Raw genomic sequence first — 22975 nt, 5'->3', positions numbered from 1 at the left:
CGCGGACAATGGAGGCATGCGCTTCGCCAGTTCCTCCAATTTCCGCAGGGTCGGCGTGCAGGAAGGCGCCCTGCGCCACCTGTACCGCTCCGACCACCTCGGCGCCCTCGACGACCACGACGCCGGGCAGATCCGCGCGCTGGGCATCACCCGCGTGCTGGATTTCCGCGGCGTCGACGAGCGCTCCGGCGCCGAATGCCGGTTGGCGGAGGTGACCGTCCACTCCCTGCCGATCGAACCGACCATCGTGCAGAAGCTGTCCGACCTGGTCGCCTCCGGCCACCACCTCAGCGCCGCCGAGATGGTCGCGCACATGCAGGACACCTACCGCGGCTTCGTGCGCCACAACACGCCCCGCTTCGCGGAGTTCTTCGAACACCTGCTCGCCTCCGGCGAGCCTACCGTCTTCCATTGCACCGCCGGCAAGGACCGCACGGGTTTCGCCGCGGCGCTGCTGCTCAAGGCCGTGGGCGCATCGGACGCGGAAGTGATGGCGGACTACCTCCTGACCAACGACAGGCTGGCGCTGCCCGAGAACTCCCGCCTCGGACTGCCGCGCGAGGCGATGGCGGTGCTGTGGCGCGTGCAGCCGGAGTTCCTGCAGGCCGCGATGGAAGAAGTGCACGCCGGGTACGGCTCGCTCGAAGGCTATTTCCGCGACGGCCTGCGCCTGCGCGAGCCCGAACGCGCGCGGCTGCGCCGCCTCTATCGCGCGGATTGAGCCTGCCGGCTACCGCGACAGCCTCCTACGCAAGTCCCCGGGCCGAGCCGACAGGTCTGCCGTGGCGGCGGGCGAACACTGCGTGCCATGGACAGGCAAAAGCCTGCACGAGACAACAGCAGCACAAAGGAGTCCGCCATGCCGAATCAGGAACAGTCCCGAGACGGGATCCCGCGCAAGGACGAGGACCGGCCCTCGCCGGACCTGAAGAAAGGCGGCACCGGCTCGCCTTCCAGCCAGGACTACCGCGGCGACGGCCCGGCCAAGATCGGCCTCAACAGCGATGACCAGCCCGACCTCGTGTCGCCCTCCGGCGTGAACGAGCGGGACCACGGCGCCGCGGAAGACAAGCCCATGGGCGGCGGTGCCCTCAACTTCGACGACGGCACCGACATGGTCCATCCGCGCGGCAAGGTGACGGGCGCGGGCCGCACCTGGGACGAGAAGAACCCGAGCGACGCGGGCGACCTGGGCGCCCCCGGCGCGGGTCTCTCCGACCGCAACGGGCCCAGCGATCCGGATGCCAAACGCGGTCGCTAAGGCGATGCGTGGAGGAGGCAACATGGTCTACGCAATCTTCTCCGCCTCCGTCCTGCTGGCCATAGGCGCCGTCTACGCCGGCGCCGTGGGATGGCTCTGGTTCCGGCAGGAACGGCTGCTGTTCGAGCCCGACCCGCTGACCGCCGACGACCCGATCTGCAAGGATGCCGACACCCGCGAGTTCTTCGTCGAGGTGCCGGGTGCGCAGCTCTCCGTCGCGCACATGGCGCTGCCGGATCCGCGCGGGGTGTTCTTCTTCCTGCACGGCAACTCGGGCAACCTGAAGAAGTGGTTCGTCGAACTCGACGCGTTCCGGCAGGCCAACTTCGACGTGGTGATGTTCGACTATCGCGGCTTCGGCAAGAGCTCGGGCCAGATCGAGAGCGAGGAGCAGCTGCATGCCGACGTCCAGGCGGTGTGGAAGCACTTCGAGCCGATGTACGAAGGCAAGCGCGTGGTGATCTCAGGGCAGTCGCTCGGCACCGGTCTCGCCGCGGGCCTGGCGGCGCAGCTGTGCTCGGACGGCCATGCGCCGGACCTGACGCTGCTGGTCTCGCCCTACAGCAGCATGCGGGCCCTCGCGGCGGAGCTGTACCCGTGGGTACCGATCCAGGTGCTGCGCTATCCGCTGCACACGCTGGAGCACGCCGCCAAGCTGCTCGGCCCCGTGATGCTGATTCACGGCGAGAAGGACGAGCTGATCCCCATCCATCACAGCGAGACGCTGTGCAAGTCGATGAAGCGCGCGGAGCTGGTGCGCGTCACCGGCGCCGGGCACGGCGACGTGCACCAGTTCCCCACGGTGCGCAAGGCGCTGGCTTCGGCCCTCGGCCGGCTGTAGCGCGGTAGGCTCGGGCGCATGCCCAAGCTGCCCTGGATGATGGCGCTGGCCTGGATCGCGGCCGGCGCCGTCGTCGTCTTCGGCGCCGTGCTGCTGCTCCTGTGGCACCAGCAGGAGCGCCTGCTTTTCTACCCCGTGCCGCTGCCCTCCACTGATCGGCTGGCGACGGAGACCGACGTGCGCGAGGGAACCGTGCAGGTCGACGGCGCCAGCCTCTCCGTCCTGCACCTGAAGCTGCCGGCGCCCCGCGGCGTCGTGCTCTTCCTGCATGGCAACGCCGGCAACCTGGCCGGCTGGTTCACGGGGGCGGACTTCTACCGCGCGGCGAACTTCGACCTGGTGATGCCCGACTACCGCGGCTTCGGCAAGAGCACGGGGCGCATCGCGGGTGCGAAGCAGCTGCGCGAGGACGTGCGCGCCGTGTGGAACAGCGTGGAGGCGCAGTACCGCGGCAAGCCGGGTCGTGTACGGACGCTCGCTGGGCACCGCGCTTGCCGCGGAGCTCGCGGCGGACCTCAGTGCCGCGGGGCGGCCCCCGGCCTTGACGGTGCTCGTCTCGCCCTACACCAGCATGCGGGACCTCACGGCGGAGTTCTATCCCTGGGTGCCCGGCGCGCTCCTGCGCTACCCTCTGGACACGGCGCGACACCTGCCGGCGGTGGCGGGTCCGGTGCTCCTGTTGCACGGAGAAGAGGACACGCTGATCGGCGTGGACCATGCGCGCCGCCTGCAGCAGTTGCGTCCTTCAGCGCGGCTGGTGGTGGTCCCCGGTGCCGGGCACGACGACATCCACGCCCATCCACGCTACCGCAGCGTGCTCGCCGAAGCGTTGGGGGGACTGTAGAGCCATCGCGACGGAGTCCTCTCCTACAAGACCGGTTTCACGCTGCTGACAGCGCAGCCGCGCCGCATCTCTAGAGTGGGCCGGTACACGAGGTCACAGATGAACACACCCCAGCGCAGCGCGCCCGCGAAGAAGGCACCCGCCGACAAGGCGCGCGCCAGGTCCGGCGGCAAGGACATCACGCCGCCGCCCACCGGCGGCAACCGCGGCTCGCCCGCGGCTCCCGTGATGAAGCAGTTCGCCAAGACCAAGGCCGAAACCTCCGGCTCCTGATGCAGCGAAAGACGACAGGCCACACCATGAAGAAGCAATCCCCTGACGCCATCGACCTGCTGGACGCCGACCACCTCGCGGTGCACGGGCTGTTCCAGTCCTACCGCGAACTCGTGCGCACCGGCGCGCCGGCCCTGCAGCGCCGCACCCTGGCGGAGGAGATCTGCATGGAGCTCACCATCCATGCGAAGCTGGAGGAGGAGCTGTTCTATCCCGCCGTGCGCGCGGCGCTGGACGACGACGAAGTGGTCGACGAGGCGGAGGACCAGCACGGCAGCCTGCGCGAGCTGGTGGGCCAGATCCTCGCGACGGCACCGGAGGACGAGCTCTACGACGCCAAGGTGAAGGTGCTCGCCGAGTACGTGGAGCGCCATGTGCGGCAGGAACGCGAAGCCGTGTTCAACCGCGTGCTCGCTTCGCGCATGGACCTGCAGGCGCTCGGCCGCAGCATCTCCGTCCGTAAGGAGGAATTGCGGTCTGTATCCGATGCGTTGCGCGAGGATGCGCTGGCTTCCGCGCTCGCGTAACAAGCCTCGTTGCCGCCGTGCCTTGTCCTACAGCCTTCGACAGTGACAGACGACATGTCCCGAAAGTCGCGCCACTAAAGTGAGCCGCAGGCAGCGGGAACGAGCACACGAGCACGCTGTCACTCTCTCGAAACGAAACCCTCAAGGAGTTCCTGATGACCAAGTCCCCGATCGCGCTGAGCGCCCTGGCCCTGATGGCCGCCCTGTCGCTGTCCGCCTGCGGCAACCGCGACGCCGCCACCGACACTTCCACGTCGACCTCCTCGTCGACGACCACCCCGTCGACGACCACGACGTCGCCGGCCGACACGAGCACGACCACCGGCAGCATGTCTTCCGGCTCCACCACCACCCCGACGACCCCGTCGACCGATACCAGCGCGGGCGCGACGACCGGCACGGGCTCCAGCATGGGCAGCACGACCGGCAGCGGCACCTCCATGGGCGCCTCCGGCACGGGCACCAGCACCGACACGAGCGCTGCCGGCACCGCCGGTTCGACCGGCGCGGCTGGCACGACCGGCGCCACGGGTTCCACCGGCACGACCGGCACGGGCACGGGCACCGGCACCACGCGCTAAGCAGGAGCGACATGCGCCGCAGTGCATGGTTCATCGCCGCGGGCGCTTGCGCCCTGGCGCTCGGTGGCTGCAGCGAGCGTGCGGACGACAATCCGAACGCTCCGGGCAGTCCCGGCACCGGCAACACCGCCGAGGTCGTCCGTCCGGCGGCGCCGGACGGCCCGCCCGGCGGGCCCTCGGGCATCGCCGGCTCCCAGCCGCACACGGGTGCGTCGGGTGCCGACATGGTGCCCGGCACCACCGGCAGCAGCGGCACCGCGGAAGCGGGCGCCCGCAGCCAGCCGGCGCAGCCGGGGGTCGGCCTGCAGGGCGGACTGGGCAGCGGCGCGACGATGGGCGCGGCACCTGCCGACGGAAGCGCAGTGAGCAGCGCACCTTCGGGCGGCACGCCTGGCGGCGGCGGCAGTTCCAACGCGACCACCGGATCGGCGGTCGGCCAGCGCTAGCAACGAGGTGAAATGAAGAAGCAGGAGATGCCGGGGCAACCCGGCATTTTCCTTTCCTGCGCTAGCCTTTTTCGACCGGCAGTGCCGGGTTGCGGCACCACTCGCTCCACGAGCCGGCGTAGAGGGCCGTGGGCGCATAGCCCGCGATCTCCATCGCGAGCAGGTTGGGCACGGCGCTGACGCCGCTGCCGCACTGGTGGACCACGGTCGCCGGGTCGCGGCCCGCCAGCAGCTGTTCGAATTCCGCGCGCAACTGCTCGCCGGGCTTGAAACGGCCGTCGGTCCCGATGTTCTGCGCGAACGGCCGGTTGAGGGCGCCGGGGATGTGGCCCGCCACGGGGTCGAGCGGTTCCACCTCGCCGCGGTAGCGTTGCGGAGCGCGCGCATCGAGCATCGTCTGCGCCGCAGGCTGGTCCAGGCGGCGCGCCACTTCGTCCGTCTTCACCAGGCGGCGCAAGGGCACGCCGAGCTCGAAGTTCGACTGGAAGTGCGACGGTTCGGTGCCCGCATTCACGCGGCCACCCGCCGCTTGCCAGGCCTGCAGCCCGCCGTCGAGGACGGCCACCGCGTCGTGGCCGGCCCACTTGAGCATCCACCACAGCCGGCCGCAGTAGTTGGCGCCGTTGCGGTCGTACACGACGGCCTGCATGTCGTTGGCGAACCCCACGCCCGACAGCCACATGGCGAACTTCTCGCGGCTGGGCAGCGGATGGCGGCCGCCGGACTCCGCGTCGGGGTGCGGCTGCGGCTCTCCCGTGGCGGCGTCGGGCGTGCCCTTGTCGCTCAGGGCGTGGTCGAGGTGCGCATACACCGCACCGGGGACGTGGGCCTGCTGGTACAGCTTCTCGCCGCTGGCGGGATCCATCAGGTCGAAGGTGCAGTCGAACACCATCAGGCGCGCTTTCGCGTCCATCAGCGACTGCAGTTGCTCGGCGGTGATCAGCGTGGTGTACATGGCGGTCCGATGATATGCCGCCGCGGGCGCGCGTGTCTTCAGTGCTCCTCGCCCGGCGCGTCGGGCGCGGCCCGCGCGCGCAGCACGGTCGCCGCGATGCCGCTGGCGCAGATCAGCGCCATGCCGGCCCAGCCCAGCAGCGGGATCGCGTCGCCGAACAGCAGCAGGCTGTAGAGCGCGCCGAACACGATGCCGGAGTACTGCAGGTTGGCGACGACCAGGGTCGCGCCCTGGCTGTACGCGCGCGTCATGCACCACTGGCCGAGCGACGCGAACAGGCCGATCGGCAGCAGCCACGGCGCATGCCGCCAGTCCCAGGGCGAAATGACCGTGGCGGCCATTCCGACGCCGCCCGCGACGGCCGAGCCCAGGGCGAAATAGAAGACCGTCCGCGCTTCCGGCTCGCCCACCTTGCCGAGCGCCATGACCTGCAGGTACGCAAACGCGGACAGCAGCCCCGACAGCAGGCCGACGAGGCCCGCGAACACCTGGTGCTGCGCCATGGTGGGCCGCAGCATCAGCACGACGCCCAGGAAGCCGGCCAGCACCGTGAGGGCCAGCGGGCCCTGCTGCAGGGCGGGCGCCATGCCGGCGCGCGGGTTCCAGGCGACCAGCGCGCCGCCGACGAGGAAGGCGGCGATCCACACGCTGCTCATGTAGTTGAGCGTCATCGCGGTGGCCAGCGGCAGGCCCGCGATGGCATGGAACCAGGTGCCCAGCGACAGCACGCCGACCAGGCTGCGCCACGCGTGCATGCCCGGGTAGGCCGTCGCGAGCGTGGTGCCCTGCGAGCGGCACCACAGCCACATCAGCAGCATGCCGATCAGCCCGCGGTAGAACACCAGTTCCGACGCGTTGAACCAGTCAGAGGCGATCTTCACGCAGACCGCCATGGTCGCGAAGAACAGCGACGCCGCGAGCATCCAGAGGGCCTGCATGCTCAGTGCGGGAACATGCGGTCGAGCCAGGGCTGGCCGGCCAGGCGCCGCGCCTCGAAGGCGGCGATGCGTTCGCGGTGCGCCAGCGTGGCGGCGATCCAGTCGACGTCCTGCGTCAGCAGCAGCCGTTGGCGCGGCGTGAGCTGGAAGGCAAAGGCGTGCGGTCCGGCGCGCAGTTCACCGGCGTGCACGTCGATGGTGACCGTGAGCACCTGCGCCTTCGCCAGCCCGAACAGCGTGCGCACCTCGGAGGGCGCCAGCACGATCGGCGCCACGCCGTTGAGCGCGCAGTTCTGCCGGAAGATGTCGCCGAAACTGGGCGCGACGACCGCGCGGAATCCGTGGTCGCGCAGCGCCCACACGGCATGCTCGCGGCTGGAGCCGCAGCCGAAGTTCGCTCCGGCCAGCAGCACGGTGGCGCCGCGCAAGGCGGGCTCGTTCAGGACGAAGTCGGGATTCACGCGCCGCCGCGCATGGTCGCTGTCCAGGTCACCCGGGTCCAGGTAGCGCCAGTGGTCGAACAGCACCGCGCCGTAGCCGCTCCTCGCGGTCGAGCGGCCGTACTGCTTGGGGAAGATCGCGTCCGTGTCGACGTTCGCGCGGTCCAGCGGCACCACCGTGCCGCCGTGCACGCCCTGCGGGAACGCCGGCATCGCCGCGGCTCAGGGCCGGGGCGCGTGGCTGCCCATGGCCTCGCGGTACCACTCGTGGAAGTGCTGCATGCCGTCTTCCATCGGGCTCTGGTACGGCCCCACCTCGTTGTCGCCGCGTTCCATGAGCGCCTTGCGGCCGGCATCCATGCGCAGGGCGATCTCGTCGTCCTCGACGCAGGTTTCCATATAGGCGGCCTGCTGCGCCTCGACGAACTCGCGCTCGAAAGCCTGGATCTCCTCGGGGTAGAAGAACTCCACCACGTTGAGCGTCTTGCGCGGGCCCTTGGGGTACAGCGTGGAGACCACCAGCACGTTCGGGTACCACTCCACCATCACCGTCGGGTACAGCGTGAGCCAGACCGCGCCGTGCTTGGGCGGCCTGCCGTCCTGGTAGCGCAGCACTTCCTCGTGCCACTTGCGGTAGACGTCGGAGCCGGGCTTGCCCAGCTTGCCGGCCACGCCCACCGTCTGCACGGAGTACTCGTGCCCGAACTCCCAGCGCAGGTCTTCGCAGGTGACGAAGTTGCCCAGGCCCGGGTGGAACGGGCCCACGTGGTAGTCCTCGAGGTACACCTCGATGAAGGTCTTCCAGTTGTAGTCGACCTCGTGCAGCTGCGTGCGGTCGTAGACGTAGCCCGAGAAGTCGAGGTCCGCCTTCGGCCCCAGCTTCGCCAGCGCCCGGCGCACGTCGAAGCCGTTGCCTTCGAACAGCAGGCCGTTCCACTCCTGCACCTTGTAGTTGTTGAGGTTCAGGCAGGGATCGGTGGCGAAGTGCGGGGCGCCCAGCAGCGTGCCGGCCTTCGCGCCCTGGCCGGCGCTGTAGGTCCAGCGGTGCAGCGGGCAGACGATGTTGCCGCCGGAGGAGGGCGCCTCGTTCACGGAACCGCGCCCGCGCAACATCACCGCTTGCCGGTGGCGGCAGACGTTGGAGATGAGTTCCACGCCCTGCGGCGTGCGCAGCAGCGCGCGCCCCTCGCCTTCGTGCGGCAGTGCGTGGTAGTCGCCGAGCTCCGGGACGGCCAGTGCGTGCCCCAGGTACCGGGGCCCGCGCTGGAAGATGTGCTCCATCTCGCGCCGGAAGAGCGCCTCGTCGAAATAGCTGGAAACGGGAAGTTGGCTTGCGGCCTGCTGTAACTGAAGACTTAAATCAGACATTTCACCTGACCTAGAGACTCCCCCTATGAAGGGGCAGGGCCGCGCTGGGGAGCGCGACAAGAAAGGAGGCGGGATTCTACCCCCCGGGAACACATGGGGGGCGGGGGCCTAAAATCCACCGCTGATTCCAGAGATTTGCATGGCCACGTCCCCCACGAACACACCCGCGAGCTATGAAGCCGCCATGGAAGAGCTTGAACAGCTCACCGGCCGCATCGAGTCAGGCCAGCTGCCGCTGGAGCAATTGCTCGCCGGCTACGAGCGCGGGGCGGAACTGCTGAAGTTCTGCCGCGACAAGCTGCAGGCCGTGGAGGAGCAGATCAAGGTGCTCGACGCCGGCGTGCTCAAGCCGTGGGCGGGCGAGTGAGCTTCGACCTGAAGGACTGGTCGGCCGAACGACTCGCAGCGGTGGAACACGCATTGACCGCGTGGCTGCCTTCCGGACCGCCCGCGGACCTCAGCGAGTCGATGCGCTATGCGGTGCTCGATGGCGGCAAGCGGCTGCGTCCGTTGCTCGTGCTGGCCGCGGCCGAAGCGGTGGAGGGACACCCGCAGGCCGCGATCCGCGCGGCCTGTGCCGTGGAACTGATCCACGCCTATTCGCTGGTGCACGACGACATGCCCTGCATGGACAACGACGTCCTGCGCCGCGGCAAGCCCACCGTGCACGTGCGGTTCGGCGAGGCCACGGCCCTCCTGGCCGGGGACGCGCTGCAGGCGCTTGCCTTCGAGCTGCTGGCGCCGCAGGGCGAGGACATCCCCGCCGCCACGCAGGCGCGGCTGTGCGGCCTGCTGGCGCGGGCGGCCGGCCATGCGGGCATGGCGGGCGGGCAGGCGATCGACCTCGCCGCGGTCGGCCGCACCCTCACCGAGGACGAGCTGCGCCACATGCACCGGCTCAAGACGGGCGCGCTGCTGCAGGCCAGCGTCCGGATGGGTGCTGCCTGCGGCGGCACCTCCGCCACCGCCGAAGCGGGGCTGGACGCCTACGGCCGTGCCATGGGCCTGGCCTTCCAGGTGGTGGACGACATCCTGGACGTGACCGCGGATTCGGCTACCCTCGGCAAGACGGCGGGCAAGGACGCCGCCCAGGACAAGCCGACCTATGTATCGTTGCTGGGACTGGAGCGCGCCCGCGCCCATGCCCGCGAGCTGCTGGCGCAGGCCCTGGGCGCCCTGGACACCACCGGCCTGCGCGAGACCACGGCGCTGCGGGCGCTGGCGCACATGGTCGTGGACCGCGACAACTGAACGGAATCGATGGCTACGCTGCTGGAAACGATCAACGACCCCGCCGACCTGCGCCGGCTCCCGCGCACGCAGCTGCCCGCGCTGGCCGACGAACTGCGCGCGTACGTGCTGGAGTCGGTCGCCCGCACCGGCGGCCACCTGAGCTCGAACCTCGGCACGGTGGAACTGACGATCGCGCTGCACTACGTGTTCAACACGCCGTGGGACCGCATCGTGTGGGACGTGGGCCACCAGACCTATCCGCACAAGATCCTGACCGGACGGCGTGACAGGATGGCGACATTGCGGCAGTTCGGCGGCCTGGCCGGGTTCCCGCAGCGCGCCGAAAGCGAGTACGACACCTTCGGCACCGCGCACTCGTCCACCAGCATCTCCGCGGCCCTGGGCATGGCGATGGCCGCGCGGCAGAAGGGCGAGGAGCGCCACGCGGTGGCGGTGATCGGCGACGGCGCCATGAGCGCCGGCATGGCCTTCGAGGCGCTGAACAACGCCGGCGTCGCCGACTGCGACCTGCTGGTGATCCTGAACGACAACGACATGTCGATCAGCCCGCCGGTGGGCGCGCTGAACCGCTACCTCGCGCAGCTCATGAGCGGCCGCTTCTACGCCGCCACCAAGGAACTGGGCAAGAAGGTGCTGCACGTGGCGCCGCCGCTGTTCGAGCTGGCCAAGCGCTTCGAGGAGAACGCCAAGGGCATGGTGGTGCCGGCCACGCTGTTCGAGAAGTTCGGCTTCAACTACGTGGGGCCCATCGACGGCCACGACCTGGATTCGCTGGTGCCCACGCTGCAGAACATCCGCCAGCTCAAGGGCCCGCAGTTCCTGCACGTGGTGACGAAGAAGGGCCAGGGCTACAAGCTCGCCGAGAGCGACCCCGTGGCCTACCACGGGCCCGGCAAGTTCGATCCCGCGGTGGGCCTGGTCAAGCCGGCCACGCCGCCCAAGCCCACGTTCACCCAGGTGTTCGGGCAGTGGCTGTGCGACATGGCCGCGCACGACCCGCGCCTGGTGGCGATCACGCCCGCCATGCGCGAAGGTTCGGGCATGGTGGAGTTCCACCAGCGCTTCCCGGACCGCTACCACGACGTCGGCATCGCCGAACAGCATGCCGTCACCTTCGCGGCCGGCCTCGCCTGCGAGGGCCTCAAGCCGGTGGTGGCGATCTATTCGACCTTCCTGCAGCGGGGCTACGACCAGTTCATCCACGACGTGGCGCTGCAGAACCTGCCCGTCGTGTTCGCGCTCGACCGCGCGGGCCTGGTGGGCGCGGACGGGCCGACGCATGCCGGCGCCTACGACATCGCGTACCTGCGCTGCATCCCGAACGTCAGCATCGCCTGCCCGTCCGACGAGAACGAAACGCGCCAGCTCCTCACCACGGCCTACGGCCAGGACCACCCGGTGGCGGTGCGCTATCCGCGCGGCGCCGGCGTCGGTGCCGCGGTCGAGCCCGGCCTGGAGCCGCTGCCCTTCGGCAAGGGCGCGTTGCGCCGGCAGGGCCGGTCCGTCGCCGTGCTCGCGTTCGGCACGCTGCTGCACCCCGCGCTGCAGGCGGCCGAACGCCTGGACCTCACGGTGGTGGACATGCGCTGGGCCAAGCCGCTGGACACCGAACTGCTGCTGCAGGTCGCCAACGCGCACGACGCGCTGGTGACGGTGGAGGAGGGCGCTGTCATGGGCGGTGCCGGCAGCGCCGTCACCGAGGCGCTGAACGCCGCCGGCGTCACGCGTCCCGTGCTGCAGCTGGGGCTGCGCGACGAATACGCGCCGCATGGGGACCCCGCGCGCCTGCTGGCGCTGCAGGGGCTGGATGCCGCCGGCATCGAGGCCTCGGTGCGCGCGCGCTTCGGCGCGCTGCTGGAACGTTCCAGCCCCAGCCTGAAGGTCGTCGGCTGATCCGCCGGGCGCCCGCCGCGCCCGCGACGAACACCTTGGTGTGAAGCACCAACGTGTTCACATCCGCAAGGGAAAACCCCGGCGCGACCTCATCCATGCGTTCCTAGAATGGGCGGCACCCTGCAAACCAACACCAAAGTTGGAACGCCAGGCGTCGAACTAACCTGTTTTTCTCATTCGAGGAGTCTCCATGGATCGTCGTTCCCTGATCAAGAGCGCGGGCATCGCCGGCGTGCTGGCCGCGGGCGTTGCCCCCGCGGTGCATGCCCAGGCCGCCCTGCGCTGGCGCATCGCCTCCAGCTTCCCGAAGTCGCTGGACACCATCTACGGTGCCGCGGAGGTGTTCGCGCAGCAGGTGAAGGCGATGTCGGGCGGCAAGTTCGAGATCACCGTCCATGCCGCGGGCGAACTGATGCCCGCCTTCGGCGTGGTCGACGGCGTGCAGCAGGGCACGGTGGAAGTGGCGCACACGGCGCCCTACTACTTCTTCGGCAAGAACGAGTGCTTCGCGCTCGGCTGCGCGATCCCCTTCGGCCTCAACAGCCGGCAGATGACGGCGTGGATGTACGAGGGCAACGGCCTGAAGCTGATGCGCGAGTTCTACGCCAAGTACAACATGATCAGCTTCCCCGGCGGCAACACCGGCGCCCAGATGGGCGGCTGGTACCGCAAGGAGATCAAGACCCTGGCGGACATCAAGGGCCTGAAGATGCGCATCGGCGGCTTCGCCGGCAAGGTGCTGGAGCGCATGGGCGGCGTGCCGCAGAACATCCCGGCCGGCGAGATCTACCAGGCGCTGGAGAAGGGCACTATCGACGCCGCCGAATGGGTGGGACCGTACGACGACCAGAAGCTCGGCTTCAACAAGGTGGCGCCGTTCTACTACTATCCCGGCTGGTGGGAAGGCGGCCCGCAGCTGGACTTCTTCATCAACCAGAAGGCCTACGACGCGCTGTCGGCGGAGAACAAGGCGATCGTCGAGAACGCCGCCGCGCACGCGCACACCACCATGCAGGCGCGCTACGACGCCCGCAACCCCACGGCGCTGCGCCAGCTGGTCGGCGCCGGCACCAAGCTGCGCCCGTTCTCCGATGCCATCCTGGGCGCGGCGTTCAAGGAGTCGATGGCGCTCTACGCCGACATCGGCGCCAAGAACCCGGACTGGGCCAAGATCTACGCGGACTACTCGAAGTTCCGCACCGAGCAGAACCTCTGGTTCCAGTTCACCGAGGCCCGCTTCGACCGCTTCATGCAGGCGCAGAAGTTCGCCTGACGCGCGCGCCGGCGCCGCGCGGAGAAGGGCCCTGCGGGGCCCTTTTTCATGCCCGGCGACAATCCACCCATGGATCGCCGTTCCGTTCTCCGCGGCGCCGGGCTGGCGGGCGTGCTGGCCGCGGCCGCCGCACCCGCCGTGCATGCGCAGCCCGCCGTGCGCTGGCGGCTCGCCTCCAGCTTCCCGCGCTCGCTGGACACCATCCACGGCGCCGCCGTCGTCTTCGCGCAGAAGGTGCGGCAGCTCTCCGGCGGGCGCTTCGAAGTGAGCGTGCACGCGGCGGGCGAACTCATGCCCGCGTTCGGCGTGGTCGACGGCGTGCAGAAAGGCGTGGTCGAGGCGGCCCACACCGCGCCCTACTACTTCCACGAGAAGGACGAGACCTTCGCCATCGGCGGCGCCATCCCCTTCGGCCTGAACAGCCGGCAGATGAGCGCGTGGACCTTCGAGGGCAACGGCCGCAAGCTGATGCGCGAGTTCTACGCGCTGTTCGACATGACCAGCTTCCCGTGCGGCAACACCGGCGCGCAGATGGGCGGCTGGATGCGGCAGGAGATCCGCAGCACGCTCGACCTGCAGGGCCTCAAGATGCGCATCGGCGGTTTCGCGGGCAAGGTGCTGGAACGCCTGGGCGGCGTGCCGCGCAACCTGCCGGCCGGCGAGATCTACCACGCGCTGGAGAAGGGCACCATCGACGCCGCCGAATGGATCGGCCCTTACGACGACCAGAAGCTCGGATTCCACAAGGTGGCGCCCTACTACTACTACCCGGGCTGGTGGGAAGGCGGGCTGCAGCTCGACCTGTACGTGAACCTGCGCGCGTACGAGGCCCTCTCGCCGGAATACAAGGCGCTGGTCGAACTGGCCGCGACCTACGCGCATGTGGAGACGCAGGCCAAGTACGACGCGCGCAACCCGGCGGCACTGAAGCAGCTGGTGGCCGCCGGCGCCAAGCTGCGTCCCTTCCCGCCCGACGTGATGACGCAGGCCTTCCGCGAATCGCGCGCGCTCTACGACGAGATCTCCCGCCGCAACGAGAACTGGCGGCGCGTGTACAGCGACTACGCGAAGTTCCGGTCGGAGCAGAACATGTGGTTCCGGTTCACCGAAGCCACGTACGACCGGTTCATGCAAAGCCAGCGGATGTAGGCGCTCCCCGTCATTCCCGCGGAGGCGGGGATCCAGGGCGGCATCCGTGGGCGCAGGCCCACTCCCGCCCTCGAACGTCGCGTCAGGCGGCGGGCGGTGCCGGCCCGCAGTCAGGGGCCTCGGCTGGAAGGCTGTTCCCGGCGGCGAAGCAGTGCTACGAGAGCGCGTAGCGCGTATCGAGCGCTGCGACTGTTTCATTTTTCCGGGCATTTGCTTGAACGGAGAGTTTGCCGCGCGCGGCAAACTCGCAGTGAGTTTGGCCGGATCGCCGCCGGGGACAGCCTTCCAGCGCACCCGGAACGAGCGACAGCGGAGTGCAGGGCGAGGCACCGCGGGACGGCACCGCCCGTCGCCTGGCGCGACGCACCCGGAAGGAACTCGGGGGCCCTGGATTCCCGCCTCCGCGGGAATGACGGAGCGGGGCCGATGACGGAGCGGGACCCACCAACTCATGCGCACCACGCACGGGAACGAAGCTTTTCGGCTGCTAGCGGAAGGTTTTAGGTACAAGCGCCCCCTTCCGGTGCAAGCCTTCTGCAAGCATCGTCCACTGCCCGGCTGCATCATGCCCCGCACCAAATAGGAGTCTCGTCCATGGATCGCCGTTCCCTCATCCAGCGCGCCGGCATCGCCGGCGTGCTCGCGTCGGGCATCGCCCCCGCCGTGCATGCCCAGGCCGCCGTGCGCTGGCGCCTGTCCTCCAGCTTCCCGAAGTCGCTGGACACCATCTTCGGCAGCGCCGAAACCCTGTCGCGCACCGTCAAGGCGCTCTCCGGCGGCAAGTTCGAGATCTCGGTGCACGCCGCCGGCGAACTGATGCCCGCGTTCGGCAACGTCGACGCCCTGAACAATGGCACCATCGAGATGGGCCAGACCGCGCCCTACTACTTCACGGGCAAGGACCCGATCTTCGCGTTCGGCTGCGCCGTGCCCTTCGGCCTGACGGCGCGCCAGATGGACGCGTGGATGGAACACGGCAACGGCCGCAAGCTGATGGACGCGTTCTACGCCAAGTACAACATCAAGAGCTTCAGCGCCGGCAACACCGGCACGCAGATGGGCGGCTGGTACCGCAAGGAGATCAAGTCGGTCGCCGACCTGAAGGGCCTGAAGATGCGCCTGGGCGGCGGCCTGTTCGGCGAGGCGATGGCCAAGCTGGGCGTGGTGGCGCAGAACATGCCCGCCGGCGAGGTGTACCAGGCGCTCGAGAAGGGCACGCTGGACGCCACCGAATTCGTCGGCCCGTACGACGACGAGAAGCTGGGCTTCAACAAAGTGGCCCCGTTCTACTACTACCCCGGCTGGTGGGAAGGCGGCGCGGAGCTGGAGTTCTTCGTGAACACCAAGGCCTACGAGGCGCTCTCCGCCGAGAACAAGGCGATCCTGGAAGCGGCGACGGCCGTGGCCGCGCGCGACATGACCGCCAAGTACGACGCGCTGAACCCGATCGCGCTCAAGCGCCTGGTCGCCAACAAGACGCAGCTCAAGCCGTTCTCGAAGGACGTCATGGACGCCGGCTTCAAGGCTTCCATGGAAGTCTTCGCGGCGCACGAGGCGAAGTCGCCCGAGTTCAAGAAGATCCACCAGGACATGCGCGCCTTCCAGCGCGACCAGCTGCTGTGGATCCGCTTCTCGGAGTACCGCTACGACAGCTACATGGCGTCCGTGAAGGTCTGAGCGCCCTCCGCGCCCGCGAAGAAGCCGCCTCCGGGCGGCTTTTTCGTGCCCGGGCCGCGGGGCGCGCCGGCCGTGGAAGGCAGGGCTAGAATCCGCCCGTGCCGTCCGGCACATCCGCTAGGGGTGTTGCCCCCCGGTCCTCGGGGTGCGACTGAGAGAGTCCCTTTGAACCTGATTGAGGTAATCCTCGCGCAGGGAAGCCGTCGACCGCAGGGCCTGGGCCGTCGTGCCGCAGTTCCCGGCCGCGCCTCCCTGACGCGCCGCTGGAGAAAGAGCATGGCCCGCACGTCTTCCCCCGAGCTTCCGGCGGCATCGCCCGCCAACGACGCCCTCACGCCGGTCCCCCGGGCCGAGCGCTCGTTCGACGCGAGGCACCACGCCTCGCTGTGGTTCAGCCTCGGCGTGGGCCTGCTGGTGATGCAGGTGGGTGCCTACCTGGTGCCGGCACTCGGCCCGAAGGAGGCCTTGCTGGCGATCGTCGCCGGCTCGGTGCTCGGCGCCGGACTGCTCGCGTGGGTCGCGAAGATCGGGTGCGACAGCGGGCTGGCCAGCGCCGGACTGATGCAGGCGGTGTACGGCACGGGCTTCGCGCGCCTGCCCATCGTCCTGAACATCGTCCAGCTGCTCGGGTGGGGCACCTTCGAGCTGGTCGTGATGCGCGACGCCAGCGTCGCGATCGGCCGCCAGGCCGGCGTGATGGAGGCGCCGGGCTGGACCTTCGCAGCGACGCTCCTCTGGGGCGGGCTGCTGGCACTTCTGGTGAGCGGCTCCATGGTGCAGCTGGTGCGGCGCCTGGTGTCCCGCTTCGCGCTGCCCCTGGTGGTCCTCTCGCTGGCCTGGCTCACCTGGACCTTCGCCGGCATGGCGTGGGCGCAAGACGGGCCGGCATTCTGGAACCGGCCCGGCGCCGGCGGCATGGCCGTGCTGCCCGCGCTGGACCTGGTGATCGCGATGCCGATCTCGTGGCTGCCCCTGGTGGCGGACTATGCGCGGCATGGCCGAGACGGCAACGCCGCGCTGCGCGGCACCTGGGTCGGCTACGCATTGGCGAACACCTGGTGCTACGCGCTGGGCGTGCTGGTGGCGTTGACGCTGCCGGGCCGGGAATTCGTGACGGCGCTGCTGCTGGCGCAAGGCGGCCTCATCGCGTTGTCGCTGATCCTGGTCGACGAGGTCGACAACGCCTACGGCGACGCGTACTCGGGCGCCGTCTCCAGCCACAGCCTGCTGCCGGCCTGGTCCGTCCGGCGCTGGGGCCTGGCGATGGTGGCGGCCTGCACGCTGTTCGCGCTGGTCCTGCCGATGCACGGCCTCGAGCCTTTCCTGCTGATGCTCAGCTCCGTGTTCGTCCCGCTGTTCGGCGTGATCATCGGCCGGCTCGCCGGCGCCGACACCGTGGCCTTGCTGGCGCGCGCGGGCCGGGTCGAGGCCGTGCCGGTCGCCATCTGGATCGCCGGCATCGCGACGTACCACCTGTGCCGCGTTCACGCACCTTCGTTCGGCGCGGCCCTCCCGGCCCTCGCGCTGACGCTGGCGCTCGCCTGGATCACGCGGCCGGACGCGAACAACCGGATACCTCGGCCACCTGCGGATACGCCGAACGCCTAGACTCGGCCGATGGCAGAGTGGGTCATCGACGTCATCGGCAGGCTGGGTTACGCGGGCGTCGCCCTGCTGATGCTCGCCGAGAACCTGTTCCCGCCGCTGCCTTCCGAACTGATCATGCCGTTCGCGGGCTTCCTGGCGGCGCGCGGCGACCTCCACCCGGTCGGCGTCGTGGCCGCCGGCGCGCTGGGGTCGCTGGTCGGCGCCTTGCCCTGGTACTGGGCTGGACGCAAGGTCGGCGCCGACCGGCTGAAGGACCTGGCCGAACGCCACGGCCGCTGGATCGCGCTGACGCCGGCCGAGATCGAACGCGGGCGCGTCCTGTTCGAGAAGAAGGGGCCCCTCGTGCTCGTGTTCGGGCGGCTGGTGCCGGCGCTGCGCACCGTGGTCGCGCTGCCGGCGGGACTGGCGCGCATGGGCATCGTGCCGTTCATGCTGTGGACGGTGCTGGGTTCGCTGATCTGGACCTCGCTGCTCACGCTGGCCGGCTACCTGCTGGAAAGCCAGTACGAGCGCATCGAGAAGTGGCTCAATCCGGTCTCCACGGGCATCTTCGTCCTCATCGCGATCTGGTACGTCGTGCGCGTGGTCCGGCATCCCTCCGGCCACGCGGAACGCAAGCCCGCCAAGTAGGGAAACCGGCGGCGGGCGTGCCGCATGTTCGGGTAGAGTGATCCGCACATGCACCACGACCTCCCCCTCATCACGACGATCGCCGCCGCGCTGGGGCTGGCCCTGGTGCTCGGCTTCGTGGCCGCGCGCCTGCGGCTGCCGGCGCTGGTCGGCTACCTGGTGGCCGGCATCGCGATCGGTCCTTTCACGCCCGGCTTCGTCGCCGACCTCCAGCTCGCGTCGCAGCTCGCCGAGATCGGCGTGATGCTGCTGATGTTCGGCGTCGGGCTGCATTTCTCGCTCGGCGACCTACTGGCGGTGCGCCGCATCGCCGTCCCCGGCGCGGTGGTGCAGATGGTGGCCGCCACCGCGATGGGCATCGGCGTGGCCCTCCTGTGGGGCTGGAGCCTGGCCGCCGCGGTGGTCTTCGGCATCTCGCTCTCGGTGGCCAGCACGGTGGTGCTGCTGCGCGCGCTGGAAGCGCGCAACCAGCTCGAGACCTTCACCGGCCGCGTCGCCGTCGGCTGGCTCGTGGTGGAAGACCTGGCCATGGTGCTGGTCCTCGTGCTGCTGCCGCCGCTGGCCGGCGCGCTCGCCGGCGGCGGCAAGCTCGACCTGGCCGCGCTGGGCCGAGAGCTGGGCACCACGCTGCTGCAGGTGGGCGTGTTCGTCGCGCTGATGCTGGTCGTCGGGCGGCGCCTGTTCCCGTGGATGCTCTGGCAGGTCCAGCGGGTCGGTTCGCGCGAGCTGTTCACGCTGTGCGTCGTGGCGGCGGCGGTGAGCATCGCCTACGGCGCCACCCGGATCTTCGGCGTCTCGTTCGCGCTGGGCGCGTTCTTCGCCGGCATGGTGCTGCGCGAGTCGCAGTTCAGCCACCGCGCGGCCGAAGAGACGCTGCCGCTGCGCGACGCCTTCGCCGTGCTGTTCTTCGTCTCGGTGGGCATGCTGTTCGACCCGCGCATCCTCGTGGACCAGCCGCTGCGCGTGCTCGCGGTGGTCGGCATCATCGTGCTCGGCAAGTCCTTCGCCGCGGCCATCCTGGTGCTGCTGCTGCGCTATCCGCTGCACACGGCGCTGACGGTCTCGGCCAGCCTGGCGCAGATCGGCGAGTTCTCCTTCATCCTGGTCAACCTCGGGGCGGCGCTGCGCATCGTGCCGGGCGAGGCCCAGAGCCTGGTGGTGGCCGGCGCGCTGATCTCCATCGCCCTGAACCCGCTGGTGTTCCGCGCGATCGAGCCGTTCCAGCGCTGGCTGCTCGCGCGTTCGCAACTGGCGCGCGACTTCGCCGCCCGCGACGACCCGCTGGCCGAACTGCCGATGAGCACCGATCCCCGCTACCTGTCCCGGCAAGTGGTCCTGGTGGGCTATGGCCGCGTCGGCCGCCGGCTGGCCGAGTCGCTGGCCGCGCACGGCGTGCCGTACGTGGTGGCGGAACAGAACCGGGTGGTGGTCGAGGAACTGCGCGCCCGCGGCATCCCGGCCGTCTTCGGCGACGCTTCGCAGCCGGAGGTGCTGGTGCAGGCCCACGTGGCGCGGGCCAGGATGCTGGTCATCGCGACACCGGACACGATGGGCGTGCGGCAGATGGCGGAGCATGCGCGGCTGCTGAATCCCTCGATCGAGATCGCCGTGCGCTCGCACAACGAGGACGAGGCCCGCCGCCTGCAGGAGGAACTGGTCGGCCAGGTCTTCGTCGGCGAGCAGGAACTCGCTTCGGCGATGGCCCGCCACGTCATCGAGCGCTGCGCCTGAGGCGCAGGCATTCGTTCCAAGGGGTTTCACGGGCTTGCCCTAATTCACCAGCCGGTGAATAGTCGGGGGGATGAACCAGACCGCCCCGCTGCCGGCGACCATCGCCGACCTCGCCGCGCTCGACGAGCTCATGAGCCGGCCGTCCCCGGCGCTCATCGAATCCCTGCGCCGGGCGCCCGGTGACATCCTGGTGCTGGGGGTCGGCGGGAAGATGGGCCCGACGCTGGCCCGCATGGCCAAGCGCGCCGATCCCGCGCGCCGCGTGATCGGCGTCGCGCGCTTCTCGGAGCCCGGACTGCGCGAACAGCTGGAAGGCGCCGGCATCGAGTGCATCGCGGCCGACCTGCTGTCGCGCGAGGCCCTGGCGGTGCTGCCGGATGCGCCCAACGTCGTCTTCATGGCCGGGCGCAAGTTCGGCTCGACCGGGAGCGAGTGGCTGACCTGGGCGATGAACGCGCACGTGCCGGCGCTGGTCGCCGAAAGGTACGTGGGCTCGCGCATCGTGGCGTTCTCCACCGCGTGCGTCTACCCGTTCGCGGACGTGCAGGGGCAGGGCGCCAGCGAGGCGCAGCCGCCCACCGCGCCTTCCGGCGAGTACGCCAACTCCTGCGTGGCGCGCGAGCGCATGTTCCAGTACTTCTCGCACGAGAACGGCACGCCAGGCCGGCTGCTGCGCCTGTCGTATGCGATCGACATGCGCTACGGCGTGCTGCACGACGTGGCGCAGAAGTTGGTGCAGGGCGAACCGATCGACCTGGCGATGGGCCACGCCAACGTCATCTGGCAGGGCGAGGCCAACGACTGGTCGCTGCGCACGCTGGCACACTGCACGACGCCGACCACGGCACTGAACCTGAGCGGGCCGAAGGTGAGCATTCGCAGCGTGGCGCATGCCCTCGGCGAGCGGCTCGGCGTCCAGCCCGTGCTGCGCGGGCAGGAAGCGCCCACGGCGTGGCTGGTCGATTGCACCGAGGCCTTCCGGCTGTTCGGCCCGCCGCAGGTGGGGCTGGACACCATGCTGGACTGGACGGCCGACTGGGTGCGCCGCGGTGGTGAAAGCCTGCACAAGCCCACGCACTACGAAGCGCGCGACGGAAAGTACTGAGATGCATTGGTCTGAACTGCCTGCCGAAAGCCTCGCCGTCCTCCGGCGCGGCGCCGTCATTCCCGCCCACCTGCTGGCACTCGACGCCGACCGCCAGCTCGATCGCCGCCGCCAGCGCGCGATGACGCGCTACTACCTCGACGCCGGCGCCGGCGGCGTGGCGGTCGGCGTGCATTCGACGCAGTTCGCGATCCGCGACGTCGGCCTGTACGAGCCGGTGCTGGAGCTCGCGATGCACACGGCCAGCCACTGGGAGCCGCTGGGCGGCCGGCGGCCGCTGTGCATGGTGGCGGGTCTGGCGGGCCGCACGGAGCAGGCCGTGCGCGAAGCCCGCATCGCCAGCGGGCTGGGCTACCACGCGGGACTCCTCAGCCTGGCGGCCCTGAAGGGCGCCAGCGAGGACGAACTGGTGGCGCATTGCCAGGCGATCGCGGACGTCATGCCGCTGGTGGGTTTCTACCTGCAGCCCGCCGTCGGCGGGATCCACCTGCCGATGTCCTTCTGGCAGCGCTTCGCGGCCATCGACAACGTCGTCGCCATCAAGATGGCGCCCTTCCACCGCTACCGCACGCTCGACGTGATCCGCGGCGTGGTCGCGGCGCGCGCGGAACAACGCGTCACCCTCTACACCGGCAACGACGACCACATCGTGCTGGACCTGCTGGCGCCCTTCACCTTCGTGCGCGACGGCGAGCCGGTCACCGTGCGCATCCGAGGCGGGCTGCTGGGGCACTGGAGCGTGTGGACGCATTCCGCCGTCCAACTGCTGGAAAGGATCCATGCAGCCGTCGCCGCGGGCCAGGCGCCCCTGGACCTGCTGGCCCTGGACAGCCAGGTGACCGACTGCAATGCGGCGCTGTTCGACGTGGCGCACGACTTCCACGGCTGCATCGCCGGCTGCCACGAGGTGCTGCGGCGCCAGGGCCTGCTGCAGGGCACGTGGTGCCTGGATCCGCAGGAAGGCCTGAGCGAGGGGCAGGCCGCGGAGCTCACGCGCGTGCGGCGCGACTACCCGCACCTGGCCGACGACGCCTTCGTCGCGCAGCACCGCGACCGCTGGCTGGCCTAGGGTGAGCCGCGTTGACAGCCTCGCACCGCCAACCCTACAGTCGCAATTAACCGTTTAGGGAATTAAACCGGAGACTCCCATGCAGAAGCGCTTCCTCCTGAAGGCCGCCGCCGCGGCCACCCTCGCCCTCGGCTTCGCGCTGCCCGCCGCCGCGCAATGGAAGCCGGCCAAGCCGATCAACCTGATCGTGCCCTGGGCGGCCGGCGGCTCCACCGACCAGATCACGCGCGTGACCGCGGCCGAACTCGAGAAGGTGCTGGGGCAGAAGATCATCGTCGTGAACCAGCCGGGGGCCTCGGGCTCGATCGGCAGCAAGAACGCCTGGGAAGCGCCCAGGGACGGCTACACCTGGACGGCCGGCGCCGCCCAGGACCTCGGCACCTACCAGGCGCTGGGCATGCTGGACGTGCCGGCCAAGGACTGGCACATGTTCCTGAGCGTCGCCAACATCGCGGTGGTCGGCGTCGGCGCGAACACGCCCTACAAGAACATGGGCGAGCTGCTCGCGGCCATGAAGGCCAAGCCGGGTGAAGTCAAGGTGGCCACGGCGGGCGTGACCTCCGGCGGCCACAACGCCATGGAAGCGATCTCGCGCGCGACCGGCGTGAAGTACCGGCATGTCACCTACGACGGCGGCAATCCCGCCGTGGTCGCCACCGTGTCCGGCGAAACCGACCTGACGACGCAGCTCGCCGTCGAACAGGCCGAGATGATCCGCGGCAAGCGCATCCGCCCGCTGGCCACCGTCAGCGACCAGGCGCTGGAGATCGAGGGCTACGGCACCATCGAGCCGGTCAGCAAGACGATTCCCGGCTTCAAGGCGCCGGCCAACTACTTCGGCATCTTCATTCCCAAGGGCGTGCCGCCGGAGGTGGTGGCGACGATGCAGAAGGTCTGGGCCGAGAACATCGCGAAGAACGCCGCCATCCGCGCCTATGCCGTGAACAAGGGCGCGCTGTTCGCGCCGGTGGCGGGAGACGCCGCGCTGAGTGCGGCCATGCCGGCGATCCAGGCCAATGCCTGGCTGCTGCACTCCACCGGCAAGACCAAGGTGTCGCCCGACACCGTCGGCATCGCGAAGCCCTGACGCGTACGGCGGGAGAGGGCCTCGA

24 protein-coding genes, 1 pseudogene and 1 riboswitch are annotated in these 22975 nt (G+C 69.9%); of the genes and pseudogenes, 21 read left to right on the top strand and 4 right to left on the bottom strand.

Features of this window, described 5'->3' with window-relative positions:
- Positions 1 to 16 precede the first annotated feature (16 nt).
- The 9 genes and pseudogenes from IM787_RS20745 to IM787_RS20705 all read left to right on the top strand — a co-directional run bounded on the left by IM787_RS20745 (position 17) and on the right by IM787_RS20705 (position 4773).
- Positions 17 to 721, top strand: coding sequence for a tyrosine-protein phosphatase (locus IM787_RS20745; protein ID WP_193678628.1), 705 nt, complete (start codon positions 17 to 19; stop codon positions 719 to 721).
- 138 nt (positions 722 to 859) lie between these two features.
- Positions 860 to 1261, top strand: a complete 402-nt coding sequence (locus IM787_RS20740) for a hypothetical protein (RefSeq protein ID WP_193678627.1) — start codon at positions 860 to 862, stop codon at positions 1259 to 1261.
- Between the two features lie 22 nt (positions 1262 to 1283).
- Complete coding sequence (locus IM787_RS20735; protein WP_193678626.1) at positions 1284 to 2102, top strand: alpha/beta hydrolase; 819 nt, start codon at positions 1284 to 1286, stop codon at positions 2100 to 2102.
- An 18-nt stretch (positions 2103 to 2120) separates the two neighbouring features.
- A pseudogene (locus tag IM787_RS21810) lies at positions 2121 to 2549 on the top strand (alpha/beta hydrolase); the annotation flags it as partial.
- Positions 2550 to 2565: 16 nt separating this feature from the next.
- Positions 2566 to 2946 carry an alpha/beta fold hydrolase gene (locus IM787_RS20725; protein ID WP_193678625.1) on the top strand — a complete coding sequence of 127 codons (381 nt, stop codon included), beginning with the start codon at positions 2566 to 2568 and terminating at the stop codon, positions 2944 to 2946.
- A 99-nt stretch (positions 2947 to 3045) separates the two neighbouring features.
- Positions 3046 to 3219: a hypothetical protein gene (locus tag IM787_RS20720; RefSeq protein ID WP_193678624.1), complete on the top strand. Its 174-nt coding sequence runs from the start codon at positions 3046 to 3048 to the stop codon at positions 3217 to 3219.
- 26 nt (positions 3220 to 3245) lie between these two features.
- Entirely contained in the window at positions 3246 to 3746 is a 501-nt protein-coding gene (locus tag IM787_RS20715; protein ID WP_193678623.1) for a hemerythrin domain-containing protein, read from the top strand.
- Between the two features lie 155 nt (positions 3747 to 3901).
- On the top strand, positions 3902 to 4327 hold the full coding sequence (locus IM787_RS20710) for a hypothetical protein (RefSeq protein ID WP_193678622.1): 426 nt from the start codon (positions 3902 to 3904) through the stop codon (positions 4325 to 4327).
- An 11-nt stretch (positions 4328 to 4338) separates the two neighbouring features.
- Positions 4339 to 4773 (top strand): hypothetical protein, encoded by a 435-nt coding sequence (locus tag IM787_RS20705; RefSeq protein WP_193678621.1) that lies wholly within the window; start codon positions 4339 to 4341, stop codon positions 4771 to 4773.
- A gap of 61 nt (positions 4774 to 4834) precedes the next feature.
- On the opposite strand, the gene IM787_RS20700 is transcribed toward IM787_RS20705, so the two are convergent.
- The 4 genes from IM787_RS20700 to IM787_RS20685 are packed head-to-tail and all read right to left on the bottom strand — an operon-like array spanning position 4835 to position 8474.
- Positions 4835 to 5728 carry a sulfurtransferase gene (locus IM787_RS20700; RefSeq protein WP_193678620.1) on the bottom strand — a complete coding sequence of 298 codons (894 nt, stop codon included), beginning with the start codon at positions 5726 to 5728 and terminating at the stop codon, positions 4835 to 4837.
- A 38-nt stretch (positions 5729 to 5766) separates the two neighbouring features.
- Entirely contained in the window at positions 5767 to 6666 is a 900-nt protein-coding gene (locus IM787_RS20695; protein ID WP_193678619.1) for a DMT family transporter, read from the bottom strand.
- 2 nt (positions 6667 to 6668) lie between these two features.
- Positions 6669 to 7319, bottom strand: a complete 651-nt coding sequence (leuD, locus tag IM787_RS20690) for a 3-isopropylmalate dehydratase small subunit (RefSeq protein ID WP_193678618.1) — start codon at positions 7317 to 7319, stop codon at positions 6669 to 6671.
- Between the two features lie 9 nt (positions 7320 to 7328).
- The gene (locus IM787_RS20685) at positions 7329 to 8474 is read right to left on the bottom strand and encodes an aromatic ring-hydroxylating oxygenase subunit alpha (protein ID WP_193678617.1); all 1146 of its coding nucleotides are present in this window, start codon (positions 8472 to 8474) and stop codon (positions 7329 to 7331) included.
- Between the two features lie 139 nt (positions 8475 to 8613).
- On the opposite strand from IM787_RS20685, the gene IM787_RS20680 reads away from it, so the two are divergent.
- From IM787_RS20680 to IM787_RS20625, 12 genes are all read left to right on the top strand, one after another.
- Complete coding sequence (locus IM787_RS20680) at positions 8614 to 8841, top strand: exodeoxyribonuclease VII small subunit (protein ID WP_193678616.1); 228 nt, start codon at positions 8614 to 8616, stop codon at positions 8839 to 8841.
- Complete coding sequence (locus tag IM787_RS20675) at positions 8838 to 9725, top strand: polyprenyl synthetase family protein (RefSeq protein ID WP_193678615.1); 888 nt, start codon at positions 8838 to 8840, stop codon at positions 9723 to 9725. Before IM787_RS20680 ends, IM787_RS20675 begins: the two co-directional genes overlap by 4 nt.
- A gap of 9 nt (positions 9726 to 9734) precedes the next feature.
- Positions 9735 to 11621: a 1-deoxy-D-xylulose-5-phosphate synthase gene (dxs, locus tag IM787_RS20670; RefSeq protein ID WP_193678614.1), complete on the top strand. Its 1887-nt coding sequence runs from the start codon at positions 9735 to 9737 to the stop codon at positions 11619 to 11621.
- A 190-nt stretch (positions 11622 to 11811) separates the two neighbouring features.
- Positions 11812 to 12894: a TRAP transporter substrate-binding protein gene (locus IM787_RS20665; protein ID WP_193678613.1), complete on the top strand. Its 1083-nt coding sequence runs from the start codon at positions 11812 to 11814 to the stop codon at positions 12892 to 12894.
- A gap of 69 nt (positions 12895 to 12963) precedes the next feature.
- A complete protein-coding gene (locus tag IM787_RS20660) occupies positions 12964 to 14043 on the top strand; it encodes a TRAP transporter substrate-binding protein (protein WP_193678612.1) in 1080 nt (359 codons plus the stop codon).
- Between the two features lie 594 nt (positions 14044 to 14637).
- Entirely contained in the window at positions 14638 to 15720 is a 1083-nt protein-coding gene (locus IM787_RS20655) for a TRAP transporter substrate-binding protein (RefSeq protein WP_193678611.1), read from the top strand.
- A gap of 109 nt (positions 15721 to 15829) precedes the next feature.
- Positions 15830 to 15935: riboswitch (TPP riboswitch) on the top strand.
- Positions 15936 to 15996: 61 nt separating this feature from the next.
- Entirely contained in the window at positions 15997 to 17328 is a 1332-nt protein-coding gene (locus tag IM787_RS20650; RefSeq protein ID WP_193678610.1) for a purine-cytosine permease family protein, read from the top strand.
- Between the two features lie 9 nt (positions 17329 to 17337).
- Entirely contained in the window at positions 17338 to 17958 is a 621-nt protein-coding gene (locus tag IM787_RS20645) for a DedA family protein (protein ID WP_193678609.1), read from the top strand.
- A gap of 48 nt (positions 17959 to 18006) precedes the next feature.
- Positions 18007 to 19689 carry a cation:proton antiporter domain-containing protein gene (locus tag IM787_RS20640; RefSeq protein ID WP_193678608.1) on the top strand — a complete coding sequence of 561 codons (1683 nt, stop codon included), beginning with the start codon at positions 18007 to 18009 and terminating at the stop codon, positions 19687 to 19689.
- Between the two features lie 70 nt (positions 19690 to 19759).
- A complete protein-coding gene (locus IM787_RS20635) occupies positions 19760 to 20794 on the top strand; it encodes an NAD-dependent epimerase/dehydratase family protein (RefSeq protein ID WP_193678607.1) in 1035 nt (344 codons plus the stop codon).
- Between the two features lies 1 nt (position 20795).
- The gene (locus IM787_RS20630; RefSeq protein ID WP_193678606.1) at positions 20796 to 21863 is read left to right on the top strand and encodes a dihydrodipicolinate synthase family protein; all 1068 of its coding nucleotides are present in this window, start codon (positions 20796 to 20798) and stop codon (positions 21861 to 21863) included.
- 79 nt (positions 21864 to 21942) lie between these two features.
- Positions 21943 to 22950 (top strand): Bug family tripartite tricarboxylate transporter substrate binding protein, encoded by a 1008-nt coding sequence (locus IM787_RS20625; protein ID WP_193678605.1) that lies wholly within the window; start codon positions 21943 to 21945, stop codon positions 22948 to 22950.
- Positions 22951 to 22975 lie beyond the last annotated feature (25 nt).

This window comes from Ramlibacter pallidus, assembly GCF_015070875.1.
GTDB lineage: Bacteria > Pseudomonadota > Gammaproteobacteria > Burkholderiales > Burkholderiaceae_C > Ramlibacter > Ramlibacter pallidus.
Note: the sequence above shows the minus strand (reverse complement) of the source record. Positions and strands in the feature narration are given on the sequence as shown.

Bases quoted from the DNA above. Each gene is read 5' to 3' on its own strand.
- IM787_RS20745 (WP_193678628.1), top strand. From the start codon at position 17: ATGCGCTTCGCCAGTTCCTCCAATTTCCGCAGGGTCGGCGTGCAGGAA.
- IM787_RS20740 (WP_193678627.1), top strand. From the start codon at position 860: ATGCCGAATCAGGAACAGTCCCGAGACGGGATCCCGCGCAAGGACGAG.
- IM787_RS20735 (WP_193678626.1), top strand. From the start codon at position 1,284: ATGGTCTACGCAATCTTCTCCGCCTCCGTCCTGCTGGCCATAGGCGCC.
- IM787_RS20720 (WP_193678624.1), top strand. From the start codon at position 3,046: ATGAACACACCCCAGCGCAGCGCGCCCGCGAAGAAGGCACCCGCCGAC.
- IM787_RS20715 (WP_193678623.1), top strand. From the start codon at position 3,246: ATGAAGAAGCAATCCCCTGACGCCATCGACCTGCTGGACGCCGACCAC.
- IM787_RS20710 (WP_193678622.1), top strand. From the start codon at position 3,902: ATGACCAAGTCCCCGATCGCGCTGAGCGCCCTGGCCCTGATGGCCGCC.
- IM787_RS20705 (WP_193678621.1), top strand. From the start codon at position 4,339: ATGCGCCGCAGTGCATGGTTCATCGCCGCGGGCGCTTGCGCCCTGGCG.
- IM787_RS20700 (WP_193678620.1), bottom strand. From the start codon at position 5,728: ATGTACACCACGCTGATCACCGCCGAGCAACTGCAGTCGCTGATGGAC.
- IM787_RS20695 (WP_193678619.1), bottom strand. From the start codon at position 6,666: ATGCAGGCCCTCTGGATGCTCGCGGCGTCGCTGTTCTTCGCGACCATG.
- leuD (WP_193678618.1), bottom strand. From the start codon at position 7,319: ATGCCGGCGTTCCCGCAGGGCGTGCACGGCGGCACGGTGGTGCCGCTG.
- IM787_RS20685 (WP_193678617.1), bottom strand. From the start codon at position 8,474: ATGTCTGATTTAAGTCTTCAGTTACAGCAGGCCGCAAGCCAACTTCCC.
- IM787_RS20680 (WP_193678616.1), top strand. From the start codon at position 8,614: ATGGCCACGTCCCCCACGAACACACCCGCGAGCTATGAAGCCGCCATG.
- dxs (WP_193678614.1), top strand. From the start codon at position 9,735: ATGGCTACGCTGCTGGAAACGATCAACGACCCCGCCGACCTGCGCCGG.
- IM787_RS20665 (WP_193678613.1), top strand. From the start codon at position 11,812: ATGGATCGTCGTTCCCTGATCAAGAGCGCGGGCATCGCCGGCGTGCTG.
- IM787_RS20660 (WP_193678612.1), top strand. From the start codon at position 12,964: ATGGATCGCCGTTCCGTTCTCCGCGGCGCCGGGCTGGCGGGCGTGCTG.
- IM787_RS20655 (WP_193678611.1), top strand. From the start codon at position 14,638: ATGGATCGCCGTTCCCTCATCCAGCGCGCCGGCATCGCCGGCGTGCTC.
- IM787_RS20650 (WP_193678610.1), top strand. From the start codon at position 15,997: ATGGCCCGCACGTCTTCCCCCGAGCTTCCGGCGGCATCGCCCGCCAAC.
- IM787_RS20645 (WP_193678609.1), top strand. From the start codon at position 17,338: ATGGCAGAGTGGGTCATCGACGTCATCGGCAGGCTGGGTTACGCGGGC.
- IM787_RS20640 (WP_193678608.1), top strand. From the start codon at position 18,007: ATGCACCACGACCTCCCCCTCATCACGACGATCGCCGCCGCGCTGGGG.
- IM787_RS20635 (WP_193678607.1), top strand. From the start codon at position 19,760: ATGAACCAGACCGCCCCGCTGCCGGCGACCATCGCCGACCTCGCCGCG.
- IM787_RS20630 (WP_193678606.1), top strand. From the start codon at position 20,796: ATGCATTGGTCTGAACTGCCTGCCGAAAGCCTCGCCGTCCTCCGGCGC.
- IM787_RS20625 (WP_193678605.1), top strand. From the start codon at position 21,943: ATGCAGAAGCGCTTCCTCCTGAAGGCCGCCGCCGCGGCCACCCTCGCC.